This is a genomic window from Streptomyces sp. NPDC046465 (assembly GCF_040646035.1).
Taxonomy (GTDB): domain Bacteria; phylum Actinomycetota; class Actinomycetes; order Streptomycetales; family Streptomycetaceae; genus Streptomyces.
This window is the reverse complement of the sequence record NZ_JBEYZK010000023.1, coordinates 1-15,674: the sequence shown is the minus strand read 5'-3', so window position 1 is coordinate 15,674 and position 15,674 is coordinate 1. Positions and strand designations below refer to the sequence as shown.

Here is a 15,674-nt window from a genome sequence, read left to right as displayed (position 1 = left end):
CGGCACCGGCCGCCAGGGTTACCACCCGGTCGGCCCACGGTCGGCGGCCCGTTACCCGGCCGCCACCGCGCCCCGCGGAGCGTCCCAGGTCAGACGCCCCGTAGGGGGCCGGTCAGCCTGCCTGCGGGTCGCCCTTCGTGTACGTGAGGCGTTCCACCTGGCCGGGCTCGAATTCGTTGTCGACCTGCTTGCCGTTCACGTACAGCTCGATCGCGCCCGCGTCTCCGAGGACCAGATCGATCTTCTGCTTGTCCTGGAAGGTCTTGTCCTGGCCCTGCTCGAGGACACCGTCGAAGAGGGTGCGGCCGCTGTGGTCCTTGGCGGAGATCCAGCTGCGGCCGTCCGGGGCGACGACCTTGACCGTCACCTTGTCGCGCGGGACGCCCGCGATGGCGCTGTCCGACGGGTCGGGCTTGGGGTCGGCGGGCTTGGTGGGCTTCGGCTTCTCCGCGGGCTTGGTGTTGGCCGGCGTGGAGCCTTCGGCGAGGGACTTCGAGCTGTCGCTGTCGTCGCCGCCGCTGAACGCGGTGAATCCGACGAAGCCGATCACCGCGACGATCGCGGCGACCATGGCGGCGGTCCAGTTCGGCCTGCGCGGCTCGGAGCGGATGCGCTCGGCCTCGAAGAGGGGCGCCGCCGGAGTGGGCGCGGGCGGGCGCCCGCCGTGCCCCTCGTCGTACTGCGCGAGCAGCGGGGCCGGGTCGACACCGACGGCGCGCGCCAGCGTCCTGATGTGGCCGCGGGCGTACACGTCGCCGCCGCAGCGGGAGAAGTCGTCTTGTTCGATCGCGTGCACGATGGGGATGCGCACCCGCGTTGACGTGCTGATTTCGTCGACGGTCAGGCCGGCGTCGATACGGGCCTGCCGCAGGACACGGCCGATCGGGAGCCGGTCGTCGGCCTGGCGGTCGGCGGCCTGCGTCTCGTCTGCCGGGCCCTCGTCTGCCGGGCTCTCGTCCGAGACGCGGTCGGGGCGGTCGAGGCGGTCGTCTGAAGGTCGGTCGTCTTCAGGGGAGTTGCCGATGGACACGGGGGCGCCTTTCGAGCGTGTAGCCACCTGCCGGAGGTTCAGTTTAGGGGGGCCTTGAAAGGGTGGGGCAACCGGACGGACGGACTTTGTACGCCATCAGAATGGCCGGACATCCTGATGGTGGGACATCGTGCTCTTCTCTCCCTCAACTTGACGTGTGTCGAAGGGAAACGGTTGCTCACCGATCCCTTACGGGTGAGCCTTGTCCGGCCTTATGGGTGAGCCTCCCCGCGGATCACGGCGAGCACGCCGTCGAGCTCATCAGGTTTCACGAGAACGTCACGAGCCTTCGACCCCTCGCTGGGCCCGACGATGGAGCGCGACTCCATCAGGTCCATCAGCCTGCCGGCCTTCGCGAAGCCGACGCGCAGCTTGCGCTGCAGCATGGACGTGGACCCGAACTGGGTGGAAACCACCAGTTCAGCGGCCTGACACAGCAGGTCGAGGTCATCGCCGATGTCCTCGTCGATCTCCTTCTTCTGCTTGGTGCCGACGGTGACGTCGTCCCGGAATACGGGCGCCATCTGGTCCTTGCAGTGCTGGACCACCGCGTGGATCTCGTCCTCGGTGACGAAGGCGCCCTGCATACGGGTGGGTTTGTTCGCGCCCATCGGCAGAAACAGACCGTCACCCTTTCCGATGAGCTTTTCCGCGCCGGGCTGGTCGAGGATGACGCGGCTGTCGGCGAGCGAGGAGGTCGCGAAGGCGAGCCGCGAGGGCACGTTCGCCTTGATCAGGCCGGTCACGACGTCCACGGAGGGACGCTGGGTGGCGAGCACCAGGTGGATGCCGGCCGCGCGGGCGAGCTGGGTGATGCGCACGATCGAGTCCTCGACGTCGCGCGGCGCGACCATCATCAGGTCCGCGAGCTCGTCGACGATCACCAGCAGATACGGATACGCCTGCAGCTCCCGCTCACTGCCCTCGGGCGTCTTGAGCTTGCCCTCGCGGACGGCCCGGTTGAAGTCGTCGATGTGCCGGTAGCCGAAGGCGGCGAGGTCGTCGTAGCGCAGGTCCATCTCGCGGACGACCCACTGGAGCGCCTCGGCCGCCTTCTTGGGGTTGGTGATGATCGGCGTGATCAGGTGCGGGATGCCCTCGTACGCGGTGAGCTCGACGCGCTTGGGGTCGACGAGGACCATCCGGACGTCCTCGGGCGTCGCTCTTATCATGATCGAAGTGATCAGGCAGTTGATGCACGACGACTTTCCGGAGCCGGTGGCTCCGGCGACCAGGATGTGCGGCATCTTCGCCATGTTGGCCATGACGTAACCGCCCTCGACGTCCTTGCCGAGCGCGACCAGCATGGGGTGATCGTCCTCGGCCGCGTCCGCGAGGCGCAGCACGTCGCCGACGTTGACCATCTCGCGGTCGGTGTTCGGGATCTCGATGCCGACCGCCGACTTGCCGGGGATGGGCGAGATGATCCGGACGTCCGGGGAGGCCACCGCGTACGCGATGTTCTTGGCCAGCGCCGTGATCTTCTCGACCTTCACGGCGGGGCCGAGCTCGATCTCGTACCGCGTGACCGTCGGGCCGCGTGTGAAGCCGGTGACGGCGGCGTCGACCTTGAACTCGGTGAACACGTTCGTCAGCGAGTGCACGACCGCGTCATTGGCCGCGCTGCGGGTCTTGCCGGGGCCGCCACGCTCAAGGAGGTCGAGCGAGGGCAGCGAGTAGGTGATGTCTCCGGAGAGCTGCAGTTGCTCGGCGCGGGGCGGCAGCTCGCGGGCGGGCTCCGGGGCGGGCTTGGTGAGGTCCTGCACGCCGCTCTGAGCGGGCTCCTGCGGCTTCTTCTTGAGCTTGCCGGGCACCGGGGCGTCCGTGGCGCGCGCGGGCGGTACAGGCGCCGCCCGCTCCCGCTCCTCGCGCTGTCCGCGCTCCTCCCGCTCCCCCGAGACGCCCTGCGTGAGATCGGCGACCAGGGGCGAGGGCGGCATGCCGTGCAGCACGGCGCCGTCCAGGGCCGCGGCCGCGGCGGCGGCCACGTCCACGGCGTCCATCGGCCGGTCCATGTCCGGCTGCACCGGGGTCCTGCGGGGCCTGCGGCGCTTGGAGAGCGCGTCCTCCTCGGCCTGGTCGGAGCCGTACGCGTCGGGACCGTAGGCATCGGGGGCGGAGGTGCGCCGGCGCACCGGGCGCGCGGGCAGCGCCTCGCGCCACTGCTCGTCGTAGCGCTCGTCGTCGTACGTGTACGCGTCGGCCTCGGGCTCCGGCTGGAGCAGGCCGAGCCGGGTGCCGAGCAGCCGCAGCCGTTGCGGAATGGCGTTGACGGGCGTCGCCGTGACGACGAGCAGCCCGAAGACGGTGAGGAGCACCAGGAGCGGAACGGCGAGGATCTCGCCCATGGTGAAGATCAGCGGGGTGGAGGAGCCCCAGCCGATCAGGCCGCCCGCATCCCTTATCGCCTGCATGCCGGAGCTGCGGGCGGGCGAGCCGCACGCGATGTGGACCTGGCCGAGAACGCCGATGACCAGTGCGGACAGGCCGATGACGATGCGGCCGTTCGCCTCGGGCTTCTCCGGGTGGCGGATGAGGCGTACGGCGATGGCGCCGAGCAGCAGGGGAACCAGCAGGTCGAGGCGGCCGAAGGCGCCGGTGACCAGGACCTCGACCAGGTCGCCGACCGGTCCGCGCAGATTCGACCAGGTGCCCGCGGCGACGATCAGCGCCAGACCGAGCAGCAGCAGCGCCAGACCGTCCTTGCGGTGCGCCGGGTCAAGGCCCTTGGCGCCCCGCCCTATGCCGCGGAACATCGCGCCGACGCCGTGCGCGACGCCCAGCCAGACCGCGCGCACGAGCCGGTACAGGCCCCCCGTGGGGCTCGGCGACGGCTTGGGCGCGGGCTTCTTCGCCGCGACCTTCTTGACCGGCGCCTTCTTCGCGGGCGCCTTTTTTGCCACGGCTTTCTTCGCGGGCGGCTTGGCTACGGCCTTCTTCGCCGGAGCCTTCGCCGGCGCGACCGCCTTCTTCGCGGGCGTCTTCTTGGCTGCGGACTGACGTGAGGCCATGGGTGTGAGGTTACCGTTGTCGACCTCTGCGGACACGTGTGCCCACTGCTTCACCCGTTTGTGTCGCCCTTGCGATGGCGGGTAACTGACGGGCCTTCACCGCGCTCACGCGACACGAAACCTCGTCAGTGAGGCTCCGTGCCGCGTCAGTTCTGCGAGGGGACCGAGGGAGCGCCGGTGCCGGTACCCGGCTCCAGGGCGTCAAGGGCCCGGCGCAGGCCGGTCAGTTTGCGTTCGAGATGGGCGGCGGTGGCGACCGCCGCCGCGTCCGCCGACTCGTCGTCCAGCTGTTTGGACAGCGCCTCTGCCTGCTCCTCGACCGCCGCGAGCCGCGCCGAGAGCTCGGCGAGGAGTCCCGCGGGCTCCTTCGTGTCACCGGCCGCGGCCTTGCCGCCGCCTTCGAGCTGAAGGCGCAGCAGGGCCGCCTGCTCACGCAGTTGGCAGTTCTTCATGTAGAGCTCGACGAACACCGAGACCTTCGCGCGCAGCACCCACGGGTCGAACGGCTTGGAGATGTAGTCCACCGCGCCCGCGGCATAGCCGCGGAAGGTGTGATGCGGCCCGTGGTTGATGGCGGTGAGGAAGATGATCGGGATGTCCCGTGTCCGCTCCCGCCGCTTGATGTGCGCGGCGGTTTCGAAACCGTCCATTCCCGGCATCTGGACGTCCAGCAGAATGACCGCGAAGTCGTCCGTGAGTAGTGCTTTGAGCGCTTCCTCCCCGGACGATGCCCGCACCAGTGTCTGATCGAGCGCAGAGAGGATGGCCTCCAGCGCCAGCAGATTCTCCGGCCGGTCATCGACCAGGAGGATCTTGGCCTTCTGCACCATGGCCCGCCCTCCTCGCCCCGGCGAAACACCGGGCGCCGCCCCAGAGGACGACTCCCTAGCGTCGCCCGTCCTTGTGCCGGTCATGGTAGCCGCACCCCGCCTGTCGCCACACCCTGTCACCGCGATGTCACTGTGCACGTAGCAGAAACGCGGTGGGAGACCAGAAGGTTCCCCGAATACCGCCGTTCTACACGACCTCGGCCACACTCTGTCAGCAACTGCGTGTGACGAAGCCGGTTCTCGGTCACTGAGCGCGCATCCACTGCTCCATCACCGACAACAGGTGATCCGGGTCGACCGGCTTCGTGACGTAATCGGAAGCTCCGGAGTCGATCGCCTTCTCCCGGTCGCCCTTCATCGCCTTCGCGGTGAGCGCGATGATGGGGAGCCCGGCGAACTGCGGCATCCTGCGGATCGCCGTCGTCGTCGCGTACCCGTCCATCTCGGGCATCATGATGTCCATCAGAACGACCGTCACGTCGTCGTGCTGCTCCAGCACTTCGATGCCCTCACGGCCGTTCTCCGCGTACAGCACCGCCAGACCGTGCTGCTCCAGGACGCTGGTGAGCGCGAAGACGTTGCGGATGTCGTCGTCGACGATCAGGACCTTCTCGCCGCCGAAGTGGATACCGGGCCGCGCCGCGGCCGGCGTCTCCTGCCCCAGGGACGGCCACTGCTCCTGCGGCCGCTGCTCATGGGACCCGGCGGGAGACTGCCCCGGCAGGGCTGTGGGCTCCTGCGTGGGCGCGGGACGGCGCCGCCTGCGGAAGAGCGCCGCGGGCCCCGAGGGAGCCTCCTGGCGCACCGGTGCGCCCTCCTGCTGCGCCTCGCCCTCCGACCCGCGCCCCTCCTCCAGGGCGGGCAGTTCGCGCGGCTGGGGCGCGGGCGACAGCTGCGTGTAGCCCTGCGGCGGCAGTTCGCTCGGGTGCAGCGGCAAATACAGGGTGAAGGTGGAGCCGCGGCCCGGCTCACTCTGGGCGTGGATCTCGCCGCCGAGCAGCCGCGCGATCTCCCGGCTGATCGAGAGGCCGAGACCCGTGCCGCCGTACTTCCTGCTCGTCGTGCCGTCGGCCTGCTTGAACGCCTCGAAGATGACCCGCATCTTGCTGGCCGCGATGCCGATGCCGGTGTCCGTCACCGAGAAGGCGATCAGGTCGGCGTCCGCGTCCCGCAGCGAGCCCGCCTCCAGGAGCTGTTCGCGGATGGCGTTCGGCACGTCGTTGTTGGCGTGCCGGATGACCAGCTCGACCGCTCCGGAGTCGGTGAATTTCACCGCGTTCGACAGGAGGTTGCGCAGCACCTGCAGCAGCCGCTGTTCGTCCGTGTGCAGCGTCGCGGGCAGCTCCGGGGACACCCGTACGGAGAAATCGAGCCCCTTCTCCGCGGTCAGCGGACGGAAAGTGGCCTCTACGTAGTCGACGAGTTGGACCAGGGCGATGCGCGTCGGGGAGACGTCCATCTTGCCCGCCTCGACCTTCGACAGGTCGAGGATGTCATTGATCAGCTGCAACAGGTCCGATCCCGCGCCGTGGATCGTCTCGGCGAACTCGACCTGCTTCGGGGTGAGGTTCGCGTCGGCGTTGTCGGCGAGCAACTTGGCCAGGATCAACAGGGAGTTGAGCGGCGTGCGCAGCTCGTGCGACATGTTCGCGAGGAACTCTGACTTGTAGCGCATCGAGACCGCGAGCTGCTCGGCGCGCTCCTCGAGGACCTGCCTGGCCTCTTCGATCTCGGTGTTCTTGACCTCGATGTCACGGTTCTGCTGGGCGAGCAGCTCCGCCTTCTCCTCCAGCTCCGCGTTGGAGTCCTGCAGCGCCTTCTGCCGGTTCTCCAACTCGGCCGAACGCTCCCGCAGTTGCTCGGTCAGTTCCTGCGACTGCTTCAGCAGGACCTCGGTCTTCGTATTGACGCTGATCGTGTTGACGCTCGTGGCGATCATCTCGGCGATCTGGCTCAGGAAGTCCTTCTGGATCTGTGTGAAGGGCTGGAAGGCGGCCAGCTCGATCACACCGAGGACGGTCCCTTCGAAGAGCACCGGGAGCACGATGACCTGCGCCGGCGGCGCCTCACCGAGCCCGGACGCGATCCGCAGGTAGCCGGAGGGCGCGTTCTCCACGAGGATCGTGCGCCGCTCCTTGGCCGCCGTCCCGATGAGGGTCTCACCGGGCCGGAAGGACGTCGGCATGGACCCCATGGAATAGCCGTAACTGCCGAGCATGCGCAGTTCGTACGCGTCCTCGTGATCGCCCCCGAGATCCTGGCCGTCGTCCGTGGGCAGCGCCAGGAAGAACGCTCCGTGCTGCGCGGAGACGACCGGTGTCAGCTCGCTCATGATCAGCGAGGCGACGTCCTCCAGGTCGCGGCGGCCCTGCATCAGACCGGAGATCCGCGCCAGGTTGCCCTTGAGCCAGTCCTGTTCCTTGTTGGCGAGGGTCGTGTCGCGCAGGTTCGCGATCATCGTGTTGATGTTGTCCTGCAGCACCTGGATCTCGCCCGCCGCGTCGACCTCGATCTTGAGGTTGAGGTCGCCGCGGGTCACCGCGGTGGCGACCTTGGCGATGGCGCGTACCTGACGGGTGAGGTTTCCGGCCATCTCGTTCACGGACTCCGTGAGGTCCCGCCACGTGCCGTCGACGTCACGCACGCGCGCCTGGCCGCCCAACTGGCCCTCCGTGCCCACCTCGCGGGCGACCCGGGTGACCTGCTCGGCGAACGACGACAGCTGGTCGACCATCGTATTGATGGTGGTCTTGAGCTCCAGGATCTCGCCCCGGGCGTCGATGTCGATCTTCTTGGTCAGGTCACCCTTGGCGATCGCGGTCGTCACCATCGCGATGTTGCGGACCTGACCGGTCAGGTTGGACGCCATCGAGTTCACGGACTCGGTGAGGTCCTTCCACGTACCGGAGACACCCGGCACGCGCGCCTGGCCGCCGAGAATGCCGTCCGTCCCCACCTCACGGGCCACTCGCGTGACCTCGTCGGCGAACGAACTCAGCGTCGTCACCATGGTGTTGACCGTGTCGGCGAGCTGCGCGACCTCGCCGCGCGCCTCGACCGTGACCTTCTTGGTGAGGTCGCCGTTGGCGACCGCCGCCGAGACCTGGGAGATGTTCCGCACCTGGCTGGTCAGGTTGTTGGCCATCAGGTTGACGTTGTCGCTCAGGTCCTTCCAGATGCCGGTGACACCCGGCACGCGCGCCTGACCGCCCAACTGCCCCTCGGTACCCACCTCACGGGCCACGCGCGTGACCTGCTCGGCGAACGACGACAGCTGATCGACCATCGTGTTGACGGTCGTGACGAGTTCGAGGATCTCGCCCTTCGCGTCGACGGTGATCTTCTTGGACAGGTCACCCATGGCGACGGCCGTCGTGACCTCGGCGATGTTCCGCACCTGCAGGGTGAGGTTGTTCGCCATGCCGTTCACGGACTGCGTGAGGTCCTTCCAGGTGCCCGAGACGCCCTGGACCTCGGCCTGGCCACCCAGGATGCCGTCCGTACCCACCTCGCGGGAGACCCGCGTGACCTGCTCCGCGAAGGCCGAGAGCTGGTCGACCATCGTGTTCAGGGTGTTCTTCAGTTCGAGGATCTCGCCCCGCGCGTCCACGTCGATCTTCTGCGACAGATCACCGCGGGCCACCGCCGTCGCCACCTGCGCGATGTTGCGGACCTGCGCGGTGAGGTTCCCGGCCATGCCGTTCACCGAGTCCGTCAGATCGCGCCACACACCGGCCACCCCCGGCACCTGCGCCTGACCGCCGAGCCGCCCCTCCGTGCCCACCTCGCGAGCCACCCGGGTCACCTGGTCCGCGAAGGCCGAGAGCTGGTCGACCATCGTATTGATGGTGTTCTTCAGTTCGAGGATCTCGCCCCGCGCGTCGACCTCGATCTTCTGCGACAGGTCACCGCGGGCCACCGCCGTGGTGACCTGCGCGATCTGCCGCACCTGCGACGTCAGGTTGCCCGCCATGAAGTTGACGGAGTCCGTGAGGTCCTTCCACGTGCCGCTCACGCCGTCCACACGCGCCTGACCGCCGAGCCGCCCCTCGGTGCCCACGTCGCGCGCCATCCGCGTGACCTGGTCGGCGAAGGACGACAGCTGGTCGACCATGGTGTTCACGGTGTTCTTCAGCTGGAGCATCTCGCCGGAGACGTCCACGGTGACCTTCTGCGACAGGTCACCGTTGGCGACCGCCGTCGTCACCTGCGCGATGTTGCGGACCTGCCCCGTGAGGTTGCGGAACGCGGTGTTCACCGAGTCGGTGAGGTCCTTCCACGTACCGGCAGCGCCCTGCACCTGCGCCTGGCCACCGAGCTCACCCTCGACACCGATCTCCCGCGCCACCCGCGTCACTTCGGAACCGAAGGCGGAGAGCTGGTCGACCATCGTGTTCGTGGTGTTCTTCAGCTCGAGCATCTCGCCCGCGACGTCGACGGTGACCTTCTGCGACAGGTCACCGTTGGCGACCGCCGTCGTCACCTGCGCGATGTCCCGCACCTGCGTGGTCAGGTTCCGGAAGACCGTGTTGACCGAGTCCGTCAGGTCCTTCCACGTACCCGCCGCCCCCGGCACGTTCGCCTGGCCGCCGAGCTGCCCCTCGGCACCGACCTCGTTCGCCACCCGGGTGACCTCGTCCGCGAACGTACGCAGCGTCTCGGTCATCTGGTTGATCGTCTCGGCGAGCTGGGCGACCTCGCCGCGCGCGCTCACCGTCACCTTCTGGGACAGGTCACCGTTCGCGACCGCCGTCGTGACCTGGGCGATCCCACGCACCTGGGCGGTGAGGTTGCCGGCCATCAGGTTCACCGAATCGGTGAGGTCCTTCCACACGCCGGCCACGCCCGGCACCTGCGCCTGGCCGCCGAGCTCACCCTCCGTACCGACCTCGCGGGCCACGCGTGTCACTTCGGAGGAGAACGACGAGAGCTGGTCCACCATCGTGTTGACGGTGTTCTTCAACTCCAGCATCTCGCCCGCGACATGGACGGTGACCTTCCGCGACAGATCGCCCTTGGCGACCGCCGTCGTCACCAGCGCGATGTCCCGCACCTGAGCGGTCAGGCGGTACGCCATGGTGTTCACGGAGTCCGTGAGGTCCTTCCACGACCCGGACATCCCGCGCACCCTGGCCTGCCCCCCGAGCTTGCCCTCGGTGCCGACCTCGCTGGCCACCCGCGTGACCTCGTCCGTGAAGGTGGAGAGCTGGTCGACGAGGTTGTTGACCGTCCGCCCGACCTTCAGGAACTCCCCGCGCAGCGGATGACCGTTCCCGTCCATCCCCTGCGCGCGCAGCTCCATGCGCTGCTCCAGGTCGCCCTCCGCCACCGCGGAGAGGACCCGGCCGACCTCGGAGACGGGGCGCACGAGATCGTCGACGAGCGCGTTCGACGCGTCGATCGCCGAGGCCCACGAGCCCTCGCTCGCTCCCGCCTCAAGGCGCTCCGTGAGTTTTCCCTCACGTCCGACCATGCGCCGCACCCGCGAAAGCTCTCCGGTCAGGTGCAGATTCCGGTCAGCCACCTCATTGAAAACAGCCGCGATCTCCGACATCACGTCGTCACCGGAGACCGTGAGCCGCTTGCGGAAGTTGCCGTCCCGCATCGCCACCAGGGCTGCGAGCAGCCTGTTCAGAGCCGCCGCATCCACTGAAGCCGTCGTCCCGTTGCGCGGTTTGCGCTGTTTGTTCAGGGACTGTCCGTCTTTCGCGCGCGTTTTAGTGCCCCGCGTCGCTGCGCCAGACTCCACTGTGTCCCTCCCGCAAGGGTCGACCGGTACTGCTCGGGTTTTTCTGGGCTGTCTCCATGAAGCTTGCCCAGTGTTTCACCATGGCCGAACCAGGCCATAACAGTTCGGCAGCTTCGCACACCGTCCGCACACCCTCCGGGCGGAAACACTGACGACCGGCATCAGCATGGACGGCGAAGGTAAGTAACCTTGCATCCGGCTGTCCAACCACCCCGGTCCTGCCCGGCCAGGGCGGTGGTACACGAACAAGCGGGCATCGGAGGGGCGGCCGTCACCATGGGTTCGGGAGAGCTGGGCGTCGATACAGTCGACACACTCGATACTGTCGATACTCGTACGAGGAGTGCTGTGATCACCGCGCGTGCGGCTGCGACCTTCGAACCCGTCGGGCGTTCCGTCGCGACGGCCCGCTCCTTCGTGCGCGACACCCTGCAGGGCTGGGGCTTCTCGGACATCGTCGACGACGCCGTCGTCCTCACCAGCGAGCTGGTCACCAACGCCGTGGTGCACGCCGGCACGGCCGCCGACGTCGAGTGTCTGCGCAGCGAGGACGCCGTACGCATCGAGGTGTCCGACCACTATCCGGAGCGCGAGATCCCGCTCCAGCAGTCCTCGGTCAACATGGGCAGCCCCGACCGTGAGGGCGGCCGCGGACTCCAGCTCTGCGCGGCACTCGCCACCCGCTGGGGCGTCGACTACACCCCCACCCACAAGCAGGTCTGGTTCCAGCTCGACCTGCCCCACCGCCCCGTCGGCACCCGCACCGCGGGCCCCTCGCTGCCCGCCGCCCTCCTGCCCATCGCCGACGGCAGAGTCCGCGTCGCCGTCATCCAGATCGACCGCCTGGGCGCCATCTCCGCCTGGAACGAGGACGCCGGGGAACTCTTCGGGTACGCGTCCGAGCAGGTCTTGGGCAAACCGCTCAACGACCTCGCGGCCTGGCCGCACACCCCGGGCACCAGCACCGGCATCGCCGAGGCCCTGCGGCTCTCCCGCTGGGAGGGCAGTTACGGCGTCCGCGACGCCAACGGCCGCGTGATCCCCGTCTACGCATCGCACCTGCGCGTCCGCGACACCGACGGCGAACCCTCCACGGTCTGCCTGCTCGTACGCGACGACGAGCGCGCCGTGCTGCAGACCCCGCTGCGCGGCGCACCCCCCGAGCCGGGCACCCGCAGCGAGCCGCACGCCACGGACCCCTTCGAGGTGTTCATCGGCTCCCCCGCCCCGGACGACCTCGACGGCCTGCTCCAGCGCACCGTCGAGCGCGCCCGCGACATGCTCGACGGCGACGCGGCCTTCCTGCTCCTGGCCACCGACGACGAGACCGAGCTCGAAGTGCGCGCCTCCACGGGCCTGCCGTCGGCCCGCCAGCGCTTCGCCCGCGTCCAGGTCGAGTCGGCCCCCGGACGCTACGGCTCCGCACGCATGCCGGCCGTCCACGAGGACCTCACGGTCGTCCCCGGCGCGGTCCCCCTGCTCGCCGGCACCGGCATGCGCTCCGTCGTCACGGTGCCGCTGAAGGTGGAGGGCCGCCTCACCGGCTCCCTGGGCGTCGCCGCCGAAGCCGCCGGACGGTACTCGAACGAAGAGGCCCTGCGCCTGCAGTTCGCCGCCGACCGCATCGCCCTCGCCGTGGAGTCCGCACGCCTCGGCGAGCTGGAACGCCTCCGCCGCGGCTCGCTCTCCTTCCTCGTCGAGGCCTCCGACCTCCTCGCCGGAACCCTCGACCGCGACCAGACCCTGGCCCTCATGGCCCAGATGACGGTCCCGACGCTCGCCACCTGGTGCGCCGTGTACACGATCGCGGACCAGTCGGCCGAGCCCTACCTCTCGTACGTCCTGCACGAGGACGAGGAGCGCATCGACGGCCTCAAGGCCCTGCTCTCCAAGATTGCCCCGCCGGACCCGGTCCCCACGCCGGGCGCCCGCGTCTGGGCGGCCCCCTCCGAAGCCGCGCACCAGGCGGCCCTGCGCACCTCCATGCGCAGCCTGGGCCTCGGCGAACCCATGAACCTCGGCTCGGGCATCGGCACGACGCTCTCCACCGCCTCAGCGGTGGGCGGCGAGACCGTGGTACTTCCGCTGGTCGCCCGCAACCGCGTCATCGGCATGCTCACGCTCGGTAAGCCCGCCGACGAGCACTTCCGCCAAGAGATCCTGGAATTGGCCGAAGATCTATCCCGCCGAGCGGCCCTGGCCCTGGACAATGCCCGCCTCTACTCCGAGCGCATGGCCATCAGCCAGTCCCTGCAGCGCAGCCTGCTGCCGCCCGGGCTCCCGCAGATCCCCGGCGTCGAAGTCGACGTCATCTACCGCGCGGCCGGCGAGGGCAACGAAGTCGGCGGTGACTTCTACGACCTCTTCCCGATCCGCGACGGCGCCTACGGCTTCGCCATCGGCGACGTCTGCGGCACCGGCCCGGAGGCCGCCGCCGTCACAGGCCTCGCCCGCCACGCCCTGCGTCTCCTTGCCCGCGAGGGCTTCGGCGGCCCCGCGGTCCTGGAGCGCCTCAACGCCGCGATCCTCGACGAGGGCGCCCGCAGCCGCTTCCTGACGCTCCTGTACGGCGAGTTGTGGCCGCAGGAGGACGGCTCGGCCGTCCTGAAGGTCGTCTGCGCCGGCCACCCGCTGCCGCTCCGCCTGCGCCAGGACGGCACGGTCGAGCCGTACGCGGAACCACAGCCGCTGCTCGGCGTCATGGACGACCTCGAACTGTACGAGCAGACGATGACGCTCGACCCGGGCGACGTCCTGCTCTGCGTGACCGACGGCGTCACCGAACGCCGCGAGGGCACCCGCATGCTCGGCGACGACGGCCTCGCGGACGTCCTCACCACCTGCACGGGCCTCACCGCGGGCGCGGTCGCCGCCCGCATCATGCGCGCGGTGGAGCGCTTCGCGACGGACGCGCCCTCCGACGACATGGCGATCCTGGCAATGCGCGTGCCCGGCCTGCAGAAGGACTGAGCTTTCCGGGGCACCACTCGGTGCCCCGGGCCCCGGACTTCGCACCGAGAAACGACAAAGGCCCCCGCCCAACCGGGCGGAGGCCTTTCGTACTTGAGCCCCCAAGCGGAATCGAACCGCTGACCTTCTCCTTACCATGGAGACGCTCTACCGACTGAGCTATAGGGGCCTGTTGCCTTCGGGGTTTTCCCCGCTGCAACGAAATAGATCATACCCGAAATCGAAGGTGGCTCGAACCGCCCCGCCCTCTGGACCACCCTCGTGCGCACTGCCACGCTGCGCCCATGCCGACCCGCCCCGGTACGCCCCCGCGGTACGCCATACCCGTAACTGCCGTCGCCCTCCTTCTCCCCCTGGCGGCCTGCGTTTCCGATGGCGACACCAAGCACCGGACACCCACCGCGAAGTCCACCGTCGCAGAAACCCCGCGCCCCGGCGATCAGCGGATCACGATCCCCTGGAAGGGCGAGAAACGCGTCTACACCGTCCACGCCCCACCCGGATTCACCTCCGCCGACACACTCCCCCTCGTCATCGCCCTGCACCCCTACCCGGGCGACGGCGGAGCCGCGGCCGCCATCAGCGGCCTCAGCGCGAAGGCCGACGAGGAGAACTTCCTCGTCACCTATCCCGACGGACTCGACAAAGGCTTCAACGCCCTGCTGTGCTGCGGCACCGAGGACGACGTGGGCTTTATCCGTACGATCACGAAACGGCTGACCAGCACGTGGAACGCCGACCGGAGCCGCGTCTACGCCACCGGCATCTCCAACGGCGCCGACATGTCGTACAAGCTCGCCGTAGAACTCCCGGACACCTTCGCGGCCATCGCTCCGGTCAGCGGCGGCTATCTCGGCACGGCTGCGGAAGACCCCTCCTACCTACCGAAGAGCCCGGTCTCGGTGATCACATTCCTGGGCGCCCTCGACGAACACCACACGGCCATGGACCAGGGCATCAAGACCTGGCAACAGCGATTGTCCTGCAAGCCGGGAAAGCCCGCCAAACTCAGAAATCACATCAAGAAGACCATCGCGACCTGCCGCGACGGATCGGACGTGGTCGTCTACCGCCTTGCCCGCATGGGCCATTCCTGGCCGGAGGGCGCGGGCGGCGGAATGTCCGACCCGACGGCAGGCATCAACGCGACAGACCTCATCTGGGAATTCTTCAAGTCCCGCACCAGGACGGCCCGGTAGCGGGTCAGAACGCCGGCTGGAGGAGCCCGCCCAGCGCGTTGCACGCGGAGACGACGCGCTGCAGATCGCGCCGCGACATTTCCGCACCCGCCGGAAGCGCCAGCGTCTCGTCCGCGGCCCGCTCGGTCTCGGGCAGCCGCACGTCCCGCCAGAAGCGCGGCATGCGATGCACAGGGGTTTTGACCGGCACCCGGCAGTCAACTCCCTTGGTCCGTACGGCGCGCGCGAAGGCGTCCCGGTCGGGCCGCCCGTTCCCGGGCACCCGTACGACGTACTGCTGGTAGCTGTGCGCCTCGTCGCCATCGGGCGTCACGACACCGCTGAGACGACCGCTGAGATACGCGGCATGCGCCCGCCGGAGCGGCAGGTCGTCGAGCGGACCATCGAGCGGAGTGATCTCCGATTCGCCCTGCTCCAGGACGAGCAGCCCATGCCGCTGCCCCAGCTCCCGCAACCGGCGCACATCGGCCTGGATCCCGAATCGGTGGACGACGACTACGGCGGCCGTACGCGGGCTCACCACGGCAGCAACGGCGTCCGGGTCGAGGCAGTACGAGGCCGGATCTATGTCCGCGAAGACCGGTACCGCTCCGGCGAGGACCACGTCCTCGGCCACCTCGGCGTTCCCGTAGGCCGGCACGACGACCTCGTCGCCGGCACCGACACCCGCGGCGCGCAACATTCCAACTGTCCCCATGCCTTCGGATGTTGGCTGCACAACGTGAACGGCAAGTGACACAAAACAAAAAAGAGCTGGTCCCTGAACCGAAGTTCAGGGACCAGCTCTCTTATCAAAATTAGTTCGGCGGCGTCCTACTCTCCCACAGGGTCCCCCCTGCAGTACCATCGGCGCTGTGAGGCTTAGCTTCCGGGTTCGGAATGTAA

7 protein-coding genes, 1 tRNA gene and 1 rRNA gene are annotated in these 15,674 nt (G+C 68.9%); 2 read left to right on the top strand and 7 right to left on the bottom strand.

Annotated features, from left to right (window positions below; translation table 11 throughout):
• Positions 1 to 112: 112 nt before the first annotated feature.
• From ABZ953_RS30745 to ABZ953_RS30730, 4 genes are all read right to left on the bottom strand, one after another.
• Positions 113 to 1,030 (bottom strand): helix-turn-helix domain-containing protein, encoded by a 918-nt coding sequence (locus tag ABZ953_RS30745; RefSeq protein WP_361730586.1) that lies wholly within the window; start codon positions 1,028 to 1,030, stop codon positions 113 to 115.
• Between the two features lie 212 nt (positions 1,031 to 1,242).
• Entirely contained in the window at positions 1,243 to 4,041 is a 2,799-nt protein-coding gene (locus ABZ953_RS30740; RefSeq protein WP_361730584.1) for a DNA translocase FtsK, read from the bottom strand.
• A gap of 146 nt (positions 4,042 to 4,187) precedes the next feature.
• Positions 4,188 to 4,871, bottom strand: a complete 684-nt coding sequence (locus ABZ953_RS30735) for a response regulator (RefSeq protein WP_361730581.1) — start codon at positions 4,869 to 4,871, stop codon at positions 4,188 to 4,190.
• Positions 4,872 to 5,115: 244 nt separating this feature from the next.
• Positions 5,116 to 10,620: a HAMP domain-containing protein gene (locus ABZ953_RS30730; protein WP_361730578.1), complete on the bottom strand. Its 5,505-nt coding sequence runs from the start codon at positions 10,618 to 10,620 to the stop codon at positions 5,116 to 5,118.
• A 348-nt stretch (positions 10,621 to 10,968) separates the two neighbouring features.
• Between ABZ953_RS30730 and ABZ953_RS30725 the strand changes: the two genes are divergently transcribed.
• Entirely contained in the window at positions 10,969 to 13,590 is a 2,622-nt protein-coding gene (locus tag ABZ953_RS30725) for a SpoIIE family protein phosphatase (RefSeq protein WP_361730575.1), read from the top strand.
• Positions 13,591 to 13,686: 96 nt separating this feature from the next.
• Here the strand turns inward: ABZ953_RS30725 and ABZ953_RS30720 are convergent.
• Positions 13,687 to 13,759: transfer RNA gene (locus tag ABZ953_RS30720), tRNA-Thr, on the bottom strand.
• Between the two features lie 115 nt (positions 13,760 to 13,874).
• On the opposite strand from ABZ953_RS30720, the gene ABZ953_RS30715 reads away from it, so the two are divergent.
• Positions 13,875 to 14,789: a PHB depolymerase family esterase gene (locus ABZ953_RS30715; RefSeq protein ID WP_361730572.1), complete on the top strand. Its 915-nt coding sequence runs from the start codon at positions 13,875 to 13,877 to the stop codon at positions 14,787 to 14,789.
• A 4-nt stretch (positions 14,790 to 14,793) separates the two neighbouring features.
• Here the strand turns inward: ABZ953_RS30715 and ABZ953_RS30710 are convergent, their stop codons facing one another.
• Positions 14,794 to 15,471 carry a DegT/DnrJ/EryC1/StrS family aminotransferase gene (locus tag ABZ953_RS30710; RefSeq protein WP_361730806.1) on the bottom strand — a complete coding sequence of 226 codons (678 nt, stop codon included), beginning with the start codon at positions 15,469 to 15,471 and terminating at the stop codon, positions 14,794 to 14,796.
• Positions 15,472 to 15,589: 118 nt separating this feature from the next.
• Positions 15,590 to 15,674, bottom strand: a 5S ribosomal RNA gene (gene rrf / locus ABZ953_RS30705); the annotation flags it as partial.

What these genes read in the sequence shown, in the direction of transcription:
- ABZ953_RS30740 (WP_361730584.1), bottom strand. Translation starts at nt 4,041, where the DNA reads ATGGCCTCACGTCAGTCCGCAGCCAAGAAGACGCCCGCGAAGAAGGCG.
- ABZ953_RS30710 (WP_361730806.1), bottom strand. Translation starts at nt 15,471, where the DNA reads ATGTTGCGCGCCGCGGGTGTCGGTGCCGGCGACGAGGTCGTCGTGCCG.
- ABZ953_RS30715 (WP_361730572.1), top strand. Translation starts at nt 13,875, where the DNA reads ATGCCGACCCGCCCCGGTACGCCCCCGCGGTACGCCATACCCGTAACT.
- ABZ953_RS30735 (WP_361730581.1), bottom strand. Translation starts at nt 4,871, where the DNA reads ATGGTGCAGAAGGCCAAGATCCTCCTGGTCGATGACCGGCCGGAGAAT.